We start from the raw sequence: 12,715 nt of genomic DNA on the forward strand, positions 1-12,715 counted from the left end.
CTTCATTGATTGCTAAAGGTAGCTTTTAAACCCACCACATTTCGCCTAGTGGCTCGCGAATCAAAACTTGCTGCAAGTTTTGCACCGCTTTAGAGAAGCCTTCCTCTACAGACATCAAGCCATCCTCATGCTCAATGCTTACAACGTAATCGTAGCCTACAAGACGCAGCTCGCTAATAATGTCAGCCCAAGTTTTCAGGTCATGACCGAAGCCTACGCTGCGGAATTGCCAAGCACGATCGAGCATTTGCGTATAGCTTTGCATATCAGTAACGCCATGCATGTTAACATTTACTGGATCAATCGTCGTATCTTTGGCATGGAAGTGATGAATCGCGTCAGCGCGGCCAAGAATACGAATAGCTTGTACAGGATCAATGCCTTGCCACCACATATGGCTTGGGTCAAGGTTGGCGCCGATTGCTTTACCAGTTGCTTCGCGCAAGCGCAGCAAGGTTGCTGGGCTGTGAACAGAGAAGCCGCCGTGCAGCTCCAGCCCAATTTTAACACCTGCTTCAGTCGCGACGTTGTTAATGTCGGACCAGTACGGAATAACCTTTTGCTCCCATTGCCATTTCAAAATTTCTTGATAGTCATTTGGCCAAGGAGCGACTGGCCAGTTTGGATATTTCGCATCCTCATGGTCGCCCGGGCAGCCAGAGAATGTGTTGACAACAGGCACCTCCAAGCGGTTGGCCAGCTCGATTGTTTTGCGAATTGTTGCATCATCAGCTTGAGCAAGCGCTTTCTGAGGATGCAGCGGGTTAGCATGACAGCTTAGTGCGCTAATGATAAGCCCGCGAGATTCAACCGCTTGCTTGAATGCTTTAAGCTTGCCTGCATCAGCAAGCAATTCATCTGGCTTGCAGTGAGCGTCTCCAGGATAGCCGCCCGTGCCGATTTCGACCGCTTCAAGACCTTTGCTGGCGATGTAATCAAGAGCTTCTTCAAACGGTTTTTGTGCAAAAAGTACAGCGAATACGCCTAATTTCATAATGTTACCCTCCTGAATCTAAATTTGGTATATGTTGTGCAAAATGAAGTGTAAACTATACTACTATAATGCCTGTTACAAGCGCGAACTTCAATAGAGATAGCAAAATCACATAAATATTCGACAAAACTGCAATAAAGGCGTATCTGCCAGTAATGTGATGTAGAATATATTGCCCAGCTTTGCTACACTATTATCAAGAAAAAGTACAGGCTTGCTGCAAGCTGAATCTATCGGTTTAGCATAATAGACTGATGAACTTGAGAGGAATTGAACTATGACTTTAACTCGATCAGATATTGAATTACTAGCCCCTGCTGGTGATTGGGACTGTATGCGCGCCGCGGTTGCAAATGGTGCCGACGCAGTCTTTTTTGGCGTTGAAAAATTCAATGCCCGCGCCAGAGCGAACAATTTCAGAAGCGAAGAGCTGCCTGAAATTATGTCGTTCCTTCACACCTATGGGGTTAAAGGGTTTTTGACGTTTAATATATTAGTGTTTGAGGATGAGCTGCGCGATGCGCAAACCTTGATCGAAATGTGTATTGATGCTGGCGTCGATGCCGTTATCGTCCAGGATTTGGGTCTCGTTAAACTGATCCGCGAGCTTTCCCCTGATTTTCCTATTCACGGCTCCACGCAAATGACGATTACATCGCCTGAAGCGGTTGAGTTCACGAAGCCGTACAATATGGAGCGCGTCGTGCTTGGACGCGAAAATAATTTAAAGCAAATTAAAACAATTGGCGAGCAAGCAAAGCTGCCGATGGAAGTGTTCGTGCACGGAGCGCTCTGTGTTTCCTATTCGGGACAATGCTTGACCTCGGAAATGTGGGGCGGACGCTCTGCCAATCGCGGCGAATGCGCGCAAGCATGCCGCTTGCCATATGACCTAGTTGTTGATGGTGAGCAAAAGCCGATGGGCGATGTTGCATACCTCCTTTCACCTAAGGATCTTGCAGCAATTGAGCTTGTTCCTGAGCTGATTGAAGCTGGCGTGACCTCCTTTAAAATTGAAGGTCGCTTGAAAAGTCCGGAGTATGTCGCCAATGTTGTAAGCAAATATCGCAATGCGATTGATAAATATTTCGATGGAGACCGCTCAAAACCTTCCAAGGAAGAAATTCGCGAGCTGCAGCAAAGCTTTTCACGCGGCTTTACGCACGGTTTCCTGCAAGGCACGAATAATAAGCAGCTTGTTGACGGCACATTTCCGAAAAGCCGCGGCGTCTATCTCGGCAAAGTAGAGCGAGTGATGCGCGATGCCGTTACAGTAAGGCTTGAAGCTCCATTGAAGCGTGGCGACGGCATTGTGTTTGATGCGGGCGATCCGACGCAGAAGGAAGAAGGCGGACGCGTCTATGACTTGAGACGGCAGGGCGTTAAGCTGACTGGAGAGGCTGCTGAAGGCATCGTAATCGAGCTGGTTCCAGGGCGCAACGATGTAGATTTGCGCAAGGTGCACGTAGGCGATCGGATATGGAAAACGAATGATCCGGCGCTTGATCGCGCCTTGCGAGCTTCATTTGAGACAGATAAGCCGTATCGTGTATTTCCGCTGCATGTTCAAGTAACGGGTATTGCTGGAGAACCGCTCAAGACGGTTTGGACCGATGTGGAGAAAGGAATTAGCGTAACCGTCCAATCGGAGCTGCTGCTGGAAGAAGCGCGCAAGCGCCCGATGGATGCTGAGCTGCTGGCAGAGCAGCTTGGACGACTGGGAGGCACTATCTATCAGCTGGACAAGCTGGAGGTTGCACTGCAGGGAGATTTGATATTGCCGATGCGCGAGCTTAATCGTCTGCGCCGCGAAGCGGTTGAGCAGCTTGCAGGCGAGCGGCCGAAGCCGCCGAAATATATAAAGCGCGAAGTGAATGCGATGGACGATTCATTTGACAATACGAAGCAGCTAAAGCCGCTAGCTAGCGGCAAGGAGGCTCAGCTTTCTGTATTATGCCGTACGCTGGAGCAGGTTGAAGGTGCGATTAAAGCGGATGCTGACTATATTTATGCCGATTTTGAGTTTATTAAGCAGTTTCCGGCAGCGATCGAGCTGGCTCGTGCAGCTGGAAAGCCAATTGCTTTAGCGACACCGCGTATTCATATGCCTAATGAAAATGGCTACCATGCAAATATTTTAAAGCTGAATCCAGATGCAGTGCTTGTGCGCAACACAGGCGCATTGTATTACTATATGCGAGCTAAAATGCAAAATCCGGATCGCCCGTTTCCACGCTTGATCGGTGATTTCTCATTGAATATCGCCAATCATAAATCAGTCAATTTATTTTTGGACAGCGGCCTTGATACGGTAACGCCATCCTATGATTTGAACATTCAGCAAATGGTTGATTTGCTTGAACGCTCTAATACAAGCCGGATTGAGGTCGTAATCCATCAGCATTTGCCGATGTTCCATACCGAGCATTGCGTTTACTGTACATTTTTAAGTGAAGGCACTGACTTTACGAATTGCGGACGTCCATGCGAATCGCATCGTGCTTCACTGCAGGATCGTATTGGCATGAGCCATCCTGTACGAGTAGATGAAGGCTGCCGCAATACGGTGTATAATGCAATTGAGCAGTCCGGTGCGGAATATTTGAAAAACTTTATTGAGCTCGGCGTGGCGCAGTATCGCGTTGAGTTTCTGGAGGAAAGCGCGCAAAAGGTAGAAGAGGTGCTGTCCCTCTACCGTCAAGCATTGGACGGCCAAATTAGCGGAACACAGGTTTGGCGCAGCTTGAAAGCAACCAATCAGCTTGGCGTAACACGCGGGCAGCTTGTGAAGTGATAAATGCTGGAAAGACATGAGTGAGAGACATGGTCAAGTCGAACGTATGGCTTGACCTTTTGTTTGATGAGGTAGGGAGGGAAATCGTGGATAATCGTTGGTATGCTCATTGGCGGCATGTATTTAAGCTGGATCCCGAAAAGGAAATTGATGACGCGACATTGGATGCAATATGCTTGTCAGGGACGGATGCGATTTTGCTTGGTGGCTCCAGTGGAGTAACCTTTGACAATACGGTTGACCTGCTTGCACGCGTTCGCCGCTACAGCGTCGATTGTGCGCTGGAGGTGTCAACGCTGGACGGAGCAGTGCCTGGCTTTGACGGCTATTTTGTACCGTTTGTGATGAATACGAAGAACGCGGACTGGCTAATGCTGAAGCAGCTGGAAGGCTTGCAGCAATATGGTGCCTTTGTGCCGTGGGAAGCTACTGCGGCCTCAGGCTATATTGTGCTTAATGAGCAAAGCACAGCAGCGAAGGTGTCAGAGGCAGAAGCGAATTTGAGCTCACAGGATGTATTGCCCTATGTGTGGCTGACGGATCGCTTGCTGCATATGCCTGTTCTTTATATAGAGTATAGTGGCCGCTTTGGCGATATGAGCTTGCTTGCTCGCGTTGCTGCCGAGCTTGATCAGGCACAGTTGTTTTACGGCGGTGGAATCGACAGCGCCGACAAGGCTGCACAAGCAGCCAAGCATGCCGATACTGTAGTTGTCGGCAATGTTGTTTATGACAATTTGCAAGCAGCAATAAGTACAGTACAAGCAGTGAAGAGGATGGTTTAACGGTCCGACTTTGATGACGATGGGCTGCTTCGTAGCTTAGTCGACGTCGAATCTTGAACGCTAGCGAAAGCTGCGGTGCTCACGTAGCTTTTGCCTACACTGCGCTCCTCGCTTTCTACTAGCGCCCAAGCTTCTTGGTCCTGAAAGCCGAACCGTTAAACCTTGATTGGAAGAGGATGGTTTAACGGTCCGACTTTGATGACGATGCTATTGCGCTGTAGCGTAGTCGACGTCGAATATGTCACGCTACCGAAAGCTGCGGTGCTCACGTAGCAAGTGCCTACGCTGCGCTCCTCGCTTTCTAGTATCGTGCCATCTTCTCGGTCCTGAAAGCCGAACCGTTAAACCTTGATTGGAAGAGGATGGTTTAACGGTCCGACTTTGATGACGATGTGATTATCGTTGTAGCGTAGTCGACGTCGAATATGTCACGCTAGCGAAAACTGCGGTGCTCACGTAGCTATTGCTCTACGCTGCGCTCCTCGTTTTCTACTAGCGTCCAAGCTTCTTGGTCCTGAAAGCCGAACCGTTAAACCTTGATTGGAAGTGGATGGTTTAACGGTCCGACTTTGATGACGATGTAGATGCGTTGTAGCGTAGTCGACGGCGAATCTTGATTAAATAATGCAACAAACAGAAATTAGAGGTGAAAGAGGGATGTTTAATTCATTTCAAATTGATGATGCGCTGCAAAGGTTGAATCCTCCGCAGCGTGAGGCAGTGCAGGCTACTGACGGTCCGCTGCTTATTATGGCTGGGGCGGGCAGTGGCAAGACCCGCGTTCTAACTCATCGGATTGCTTATTTGATTGAAAAAAAGCGGGTAGCGCCGTGGAGTATTTTGGCGATTACGTTTACGAATAAAGCGGCGAGGGAGATGCAGGAGCGGGTAAGTGCCTTGGTTGGCCCTTCAGGACGTGATATTTGGGTATCGACCTTCCACTCGATGTGTGTGCGTATATTGCGCAAGGATATTGATCGGATTGGCTTCAGCTCGAACTTTTCGATTCTCGATTCAGCCGATCAGCTGTCCGTTATTCGCGGCTGCATGAAGGAAGAAAATATTGATGTTAAAAAATTTGAGCCTAAAGCAGTGCAGGCAACCATTAGTGCTGCCAAAAATGAGCTGATTACACCAGAGCGTTATGAAGAAAAGGTCGGCGACTACTTTCAAGGCATTGTCGCTAAAATTTACAAGCTGTATCAAAGACGATTAAAAAGCAATAATTCGCTAGATTTTGACGATCTTATTATGAAAACCATCCAATTGTTTAAGGAAGTTCCCGAGGCGCTTAGCTTCTATCAAAACAAATTCCGCTATATTCACGTCGACGAGTATCAGGACACGAATCGCGCGCAATATATGCTCGTACGCATGCTGGCTGATGCTCATCATAATATTTGTGTTGTGGGGGATAGTGATCAATCGATTTATCGCTGGCGAGGTGCGGATATTAGCAATATTTTAAATTTTGAAAGCGACTATGCCGAAGCCAAAACGATTTTGCTGGAGCAAAACTATCGCTCCACAGCAACGATTTTGAATGCTGCCAACGCCGTTATTGCCAATAATACCGGCCGCAAATCGAAAAAGCTATGGACGGATCAGGGCGAGGGCAACAAAATCTATGTGTACTACGGCGACAGCGAGCGCGATGAAGGCTATTTTGTTACGGGCGTTATTCAAAAAAATGTAGCCGGCAAGCGAAAATATCGCGATCACGCAATTTTGTATCGTACCAATGCGCAATCCCGTGTCATCGAGGAAACGCTCATTAAATCTGAAATACCTTATCAAATCGTTGGCGGCATCAAGTTCTATGATCGCAAAGAAATTAAAGACTTGCTCGCTTATTTGCGCCTGATTTCCAATCCGGATGACGATATAAGCCTGCAGCGCATTATTAATGTGCCGAAGCGCGGTATAGGCGATACGACGCTGGCCAAGCTGGAGGCTGCTGCAAGCAGTCGCGGCATCTCGATGTTTAGCGCGCTTTCGCATTTGGATGAGGTAGATGTTAAAGGAAAGACGAAGGAGCAGCTGCTTGCTTTCCAAAGCATGATCGCAGGTCTGCACAGCAGAGTGGACGAGCTAACCGTTACCGAGCTGACAGAAAAGGTTCTTGAGCTCTCAGAGTATAAGCTGGAGTTGCAGCGCGAGCAGACGCTTGAGGCGCAGTCCCGTATTGAGAATATCGAGGAGTTTTTATCGGTAACTCAGGATTTCGAGCAGCGCAATGAAGATCGTACCCTTGTTGCGTTTTTGACCGATTTGGCGCTGATTGCCGATATTGATTCGATGAACGATGAAGAGGATGGAAGCGGCGAGCAGGATGCAGTCATTTTGATGACGATGCATAGTGCCAAAGGGTTGGAGTTCCCTGTTGTATTTATCGTTGGCATGGAGGAGAGTATTTTTCCTCATTCACGCGCATTAACTGATGATGAGGAGCTTGAGGAGGAGCGCAGACTTGCTTACGTAGGTATTACGCGGGCCGAGGAGCAGCTCTATTTGACTTCAGCGCGCATGAGAACGCTATTCGGGAGAACGGCAGTCAATATGCCGTCTCGCTTCCTGCGGGAAATTCCAGTGGAATTGGTTGAAAGCAATCAGCCTGAAGCGGGGAGCGGGATGGGACGCAGCTTTGGCAGCTATGCTGGCCGCTCGGATAGCCCGGGCTTTGGTTACGGCAGCAGAGGCGGTCAGGCTGGCTTTGGCTATGGCAGCGCGCGAGCTGGAGCAAGCAGTGCCGGCAACACAGGGAGAGCGGCAGCTGCCGGCGGCTATGGCTCATCTAAAGCGACTAGCCGCTCAAATGTTACGGTGACCTCAGGGCTTGAGGCGGCGAAGCAAGCTTCGCAGGCAAATGCTGAAGGAGCAGTGTCTTATGTTGCCGGAGACAAGGTTGCGCATGGCAAATGGGGTGAAGGAACGGTTATTGCCGTTAAAGGCAAGGATCAGGATATGGAGCTGCAAATTGCATTTCCAGCACCAATTGGCATAAAAAGACTGCTGGCAAGTTTTGCGCCAATTAAAAAAGTGTAATACTGGTACTTGAATCGATATTGATTTGGCTAATGCCAGGATTGAGCTATGGAGGGATGTTATGTCGACGAATCAGGCAATGCAGCGAATGGAGCAGCTTGTGCAAGAGTTGAATGAGCATAATTACCGTTATTATACACTTGATGCGCCTTCAATCTCAGATGCGGAGTACGATAAGCTATATGATGAATTAGTTGCTCTTGAAGCATCGCTGGCAGTAGTGCTGCCTCATTCACCTACGCAGCGGGTTGGCGGGGAAATTTTGGCTGGGTTTGCCCAGCATAAGCATCGCGCCCGTTTATGGAGCCTGGATAAGGCGCAAAATCTTGAGCAATTGTATGCTTGGGAAGCAAGATTAAAGCGTGCGATAAACGATTACAATGCGAAGCATGCGGGTACACCGTTGCCTGAGCCTTCCTATGTGATGGAGCTGAAATTCGACGGCTTGACATTAAATCTCACCTATGAAAACGGCCAGCTGGTGCAAGCGGCGACGCGCGGAAACGGTGTGATCGGAGAGAGCATATTGCCGCAGGTCAAAACGATTAAGTCGATACCGCTAACGATTGCCTTCAACCAAGGCGTGATCGAGGTGCAGGGAGAAGGTATGATGACCTTGTCCAGCCTTGCTAAATACAATGAAACAGCGGAGGAACCGTTAAAAAATGCGCGCAACGCGGCAGCAGGAGCGCTTCGCAACTTGAATCCGGCGGTCACGGCAAGCCGCAAGCTGGATGCTTTTATTTATAATGTTGGTTATGCTGAGGGAATATCGTTTGATAACCACGAGCAAATGCAGCAATTTTTGAAAAACAATCATTTCAAGGTGAATCCATATATTATATATGCTCATAGCTTGCAGGAGCTGGAGGCGGAGCTTGTCAAGCTAACTGAGCGGCGCAATGAGCTTGATTATTTGATCGACGGCGCAGTAATCAAGGTTCAAGATATGCGCACGCGGGAAGCACTTGGCTATACGGACAAATTTCCGCGCTGGGCAGTCGCTTTTAAATTTGAAGCAGAGGAAGCCGAAACGACACTGCTGTCCGTTTCGTGGGAAGTAGGGCGTACTGGCAAAATAACACCTGTCGCCAAGGTGGAGCCGGTTGAGCTCGCGGGCGTAACGGTGCAAAATTGTACCCTGAACAATATGGGTGATATAGAACGGAAAAATTTGAAGCATGCGCTCGGCACGCTTGTATCGATTCGTCGCTCCAATGATGTAATTCCGGAAATACTAGGCAAGGTTGATGAGCAGCAGGGAGAGGAAATCGTATTTCCAACGAGCTGTCCTGCCTGTGGCTCGCCATTAGAGCAGCGCGGCGCTCATCTGTTCTGCAACAATAAGCTGGGCTGTGAGCCGCAAATGATCGGAAGAATTACTCATTTTGCCTCGCGCGACGCAATGGATATAGAATCGTTCAGCATTATGACGGCTGAGCAGCTTTACCATGATTGTGGCGTCAAGGACCCGTCTGATCTTTACAGGCTGCGTTTTGATGACTTGATTAAGCTGGAGCGCTTTGGAGAGAAAAAGGCGCAGAAGCTGCTTGATGCAATTGAAGCTTCGAAAACGCGTGAGCTGGCTTCATTCTTGTTTGCGCTTGGAATTCCTAACACAGGCAAGGCAACAGCCAAAACATTGGCCGATCATTTCCGCAGCCTTGATGCCGTTATGCAGGCTACTGTTGATGAGTTGATTGGACTGCAGGATGTAGGTGCGATTGTCGCCGAGAGCATCGTTAGCTTTTTTCAGGATGAAAAGATGAAGCAAAGCATTGCCGACATGCTGGCGGCGGGCGTATCACCACAAATCGAGGAGCAGCAGGAGACGACGGTATCTGCCGATAATCCGTTCTTCGGAAAAACGGTTGTGATTACAGGAACATTGCCGACCCTTGGGCGAGACGAGCTTACGAAAAGGCTGGAGGCCTGCGGCGCTAAAGTTACAGGCAGTGTATCGAAGAAAACAGATATCGTAATCGCTGGGGAAAAAGCGGGCAGCAAGCTTGCTAAAGCGCAGGAGCTTGGCATCACCATTATTGAAGATGAAGCGATCGTGCTGCAAATGCTTGAGCAATAAATAGTTAAATAGCTGAACTTCCAATAAACTATGAGGCTGATCTGCAGGTCCAACGACCTGAGGGATCAGCCTTCTTTATTTTATTGCTACCTATCTATCGGCAAATTCATCGTTGCTCTCTCGTCACAAATCGTTTGATTTTAGTGTGATTAGAGTCACTAAGGCGGAGCATGGACTGTCGTTATACTAGGGTTAGATGTGAAAAATGATTTGGAAGGGATGCGTGTATGAATGTTAAGTGAACAAATGATTCGCATTATTAAATCGACTGTACCAGTGCTTGAAGTGCATGGAACAGCCATTACGAAACGGTTTTATCAAATGCTCTTTACCAATCATCCTGAACTATTGAATGTATTTAATCATGCCAATCAAAAGCAGGGCAAACAACCGACTGCGCTAGCTAATGCGGTTTATGCAGCTGCTGCCAATATCGATCAGCTTGAAAATATTTTGCCAGCTGTAAAGCAGATCGCTCATAAGCATCGCAGTTTGGGAATAACGGCTGAGCAATACCCGATTGTCGGTCAAAACTTGTTAGCAGCGATAAAGGATGTACTTGGAGACGCAGCGACTGATGAGATTATTCAGGCATGGTCTGAAGCATACGGCGTAATTGCACAAGTATTTATAGATGTAGAAGCAGAGATGTATCAGGCTGCGGAGCTTGCTGAAGGCGGCTGGGCAGGGTTTAGACCATTTACAGTTGCGCGCAAAGTGAAGGAAAGCGAGGTAATTACTTCATTTTACCTTGTTCCACAGGACGGAAAGGCCATTTCAGCATTTTTGCCAGGTCAATATGTAACGGTGAAGGTGAACATTGCTGGTGAAGAGTATACGCATTTGCGCCAGTACAGCTTGTCGGATAAGCCCGGACAAAGCTTTTATCGCATTAGTGTAAAGCGCGAGGAAGGCGATGAGCACAAGCCAGGCGGCAAGGTTTCGCAGTATTTGCACAATAGCATAAATGAAGGGGACGTGCTGGAATTAACTGCGCCTGCAGGTGATTTTACACTGGATGTTGAGGATGAACGGCCTGTGGTACTCATCAGTGGTGGCGTAGGGTTGACTCCAATGGTTAGTATGCTGAATACGCTAGTAGAGCAAACGCCGGAACGCAAAGTATACTTCATACATGCAGCGAGAAATAGCCAGGTTCATGCGATGAAGCAAGCGATCACAGAACTGGCTAAGCAGCATTCGCAGGCTAGCGTCCATTGGTGCTATAGTGAGCCGTCGTCAGAGGATCGTATGCAGCAAAGCTATAACAAGGAAGGCTTTATTACAGCTGAATGGCTTAAGGAAATTGTGCCGGATCAGTCCGCTGCATACTATTTCTGCGGCCCTGTGCCATTTATGAAGCAAATCAATCAGGCATTGCAAAGCCTTGGCGTGCCACAAAATGATATCCATTATGAATTTTTTGGGCCTAAAGGCAGCTTGGAAGCAGAGCCTGCTGAAGCTGAAACCGTCTGATCGCGCAGCAGTCGATTAACTGTTTCACGCCGCAAGCCGATAAACTGTCCAATTTCCTCTTGAGTTAAAATTTCGCTAAGGGCTGCTGTACCAACATATTGCTTGAACCAGGCTTGAAGCTTAATCAAGCGATTCATAGGCGTTACTTCTGTAAGCTGGTCGATTCGTTGCTGCATCATACGGAGCTTGTCCTGCAATCGCAAAGCGATATCGCGACACAACTCCGCATCCTGTGCAATGGATCGGTACCAGCTTTCTGTTTGGATCAGCTCTATTTCGCATGTCGTTAGTGCGATTGCGGTGCCGTGATAAGGATTTTGCGCGATTAAAGAATGATGCGGAATAATTTCATCCGGTGTAATGATGTTGACTAATGTTTGTGTTCCATCCTCATGCAAACGGGATATTTTTAGAAGTCCGCTTTTCAAATGATAAAGTGGTCCGATGTCTCCCTGGCGAAACACAACCTCGCCTTTATGGATGATCATATAAACTCGCTCCTTTGCCTTACATGATTACGATTAGATAAATGAATATTATTAGATGTGAAAATTTATAGATCATTGCCGCTTTAATGATACCTATAAACATTTCACAGTACAACTGTACCCAATTCAGTGAGGTTTTGCTGCTTACTGCCGTATGTAGTAGAATAAAACATACTACTATAGAATTGGAGATTTTTGAAAATGAACGTGTCAAATATGCAGCAGCATCAAATTAAGCAGCTAGTTCAGCTATGGCTTGACGTTTCGAAAGAAGCACATTCCTTTATTCCAGCCGATTATTGGGAGCAGCGTGCAGATGAAATGGCGAATATTTATTTGCCGCAGTCTGAAACATATGTAATCAGCAAAGGAGAGCAAATTGCAGGATTCATATCATTAGTTGATGATTATTTAGCGGCTATATTCGTAGCTAGCGATGTGCAGGGGCAAGGCTATGGGAAGAGTCTGCTTCAGCATGCTCAAGGCTTGCGCAGTTCTTTACAGCTTAAAGTATATGAAAAGAACGTTGGCGCAACAATGTTCTATAAAGCGAATGGCTTTCAAGTCGTAGACAACCTGTTAGATGAAGAAACCAATGAAAAAGAGCTAGTGATGCTATGGCAGTCTCAGCAAGCTTAAATGGCATTGCGCATAAAGTGAGTGTTCAAAAAGCTAGGCTTTTTGAACAGCCTCACAAATAGAAAATATTACAAGTTGTATTGTGCTGACAGGCGTGGTATATTAGTAAATGTCACTTCGGACGGCATTGAATTGAGCAACAAATTAAATAAAAAAAGTGCTTGACGAAATGTGCAGAAGCTGATAACATAATATCTTGTTACCGCATCGGTAACTGAAAGTTCTTTGAAAACTGAACAAATGGAACACGTCAATTAACTTACAATTAAGTAAGTGGTTTTATAAATGAGCAAGACAAACTTTCATGGAGAGTTTGATCCTGGCTCAGGACGAACGCTGGCGGCGTGCCTAATACATGCAAGTCGAGCGGAGCTAGTGTTTTCTTCGGAAAACACGATGCTTAGCGGCGGA

General features: G+C 47.5%; 8 protein-coding genes and 1 rRNA gene. 7 read left to right on the forward strand and 2 right to left on the reverse strand.

The features are described from left to right. Positions 1 to 25: 25 nt before the first annotated feature. Positions 26 to 994 (reverse strand): sugar phosphate isomerase/epimerase family protein, encoded by a 969-nt coding sequence (locus KJS52_RS23805; RefSeq protein WP_213519802.1) that lies wholly within the window; start codon positions 992 to 994, stop codon positions 26 to 28. Between the two features lie 277 nt (positions 995 to 1,271). Between KJS52_RS23805 and KJS52_RS23810 the strand changes: the two genes are divergently transcribed. The 5 genes from KJS52_RS23810 to hmpA all read left to right on the forward strand — a co-directional run bounded on the left by KJS52_RS23810 (position 1,272) and on the right by hmpA (position 11,177). Next, the gene (locus tag KJS52_RS23810; protein ID WP_213519803.1) at positions 1,272 to 3,788 is read left to right on the forward strand and encodes a U32 family peptidase; all 2,517 of its coding nucleotides are present in this window, start codon (positions 1,272 to 1,274) and stop codon (positions 3,786 to 3,788) included. Positions 3,789 to 3,874: 86 nt separating this feature from the next. Continuing rightward, positions 3,875 to 4,573, forward strand: coding sequence for a heptaprenylglyceryl phosphate synthase (gene pcrB / locus KJS52_RS23815; protein WP_246563897.1), 699 nt, complete (start codon positions 3,875 to 3,877; stop codon positions 4,571 to 4,573). A gap of 657 nt (positions 4,574 to 5,230) precedes the next feature. Next, entirely contained in the window at positions 5,231 to 7,618 is a 2,388-nt protein-coding gene (gene pcrA, locus KJS52_RS23820; protein ID WP_213519805.1) for a DNA helicase PcrA, read from the forward strand. Positions 7,619 to 7,679: 61 nt separating this feature from the next. Further along, positions 7,680 to 9,701, forward strand: a complete 2,022-nt coding sequence (ligA, locus tag KJS52_RS23825; RefSeq protein WP_213519806.1) for an NAD-dependent DNA ligase LigA — start codon at positions 7,680 to 7,682, stop codon at positions 9,699 to 9,701. Positions 9,702 to 9,932: 231 nt separating this feature from the next. Continuing rightward, positions 9,933 to 11,177: an NO-inducible flavohemoprotein gene (hmpA, locus tag KJS52_RS23830; protein ID WP_213519807.1), complete on the forward strand. Its 1,245-nt coding sequence runs from the start codon at positions 9,933 to 9,935 to the stop codon at positions 11,175 to 11,177. Here hmpA and KJS52_RS23835 read toward each other — a convergent pair. Then, positions 11,114 to 11,665, reverse strand: coding sequence for a Crp/Fnr family transcriptional regulator (locus KJS52_RS23835; protein WP_213519808.1), 552 nt, complete (start codon positions 11,663 to 11,665; stop codon positions 11,114 to 11,116). The two genes, hmpA and KJS52_RS23835, sit on opposite strands and share 64 nt — an antisense overlap. A gap of 201 nt (positions 11,666 to 11,866) precedes the next feature. Here KJS52_RS23835 and KJS52_RS23840 point away from each other — a divergent pair, with 201 nt between their 5' ends. Together KJS52_RS23840 and KJS52_RS23845 are read left to right on the forward strand one after the other, a co-directional pair. Continuing rightward, positions 11,867 to 12,304: an N-acetyltransferase gene (locus KJS52_RS23840; RefSeq protein WP_213519809.1), complete on the forward strand. Its 438-nt coding sequence runs from the start codon at positions 11,867 to 11,869 to the stop codon at positions 12,302 to 12,304. Positions 12,305 to 12,605: 301 nt separating this feature from the next. Further along, positions 12,606 to 12,715: ribosomal RNA gene (locus KJS52_RS23845) — 16S ribosomal RNA — on the forward strand; the annotation flags it as partial.

Origin of the sequence: Paenibacillus montaniterrae, assembly GCF_018403185.1 — a bacterium.
GTDB classification, from domain to species: Bacteria; Bacillota; Bacilli; order Paenibacillales; family Paenibacillaceae; genus Pristimantibacillus; species Pristimantibacillus montaniterrae.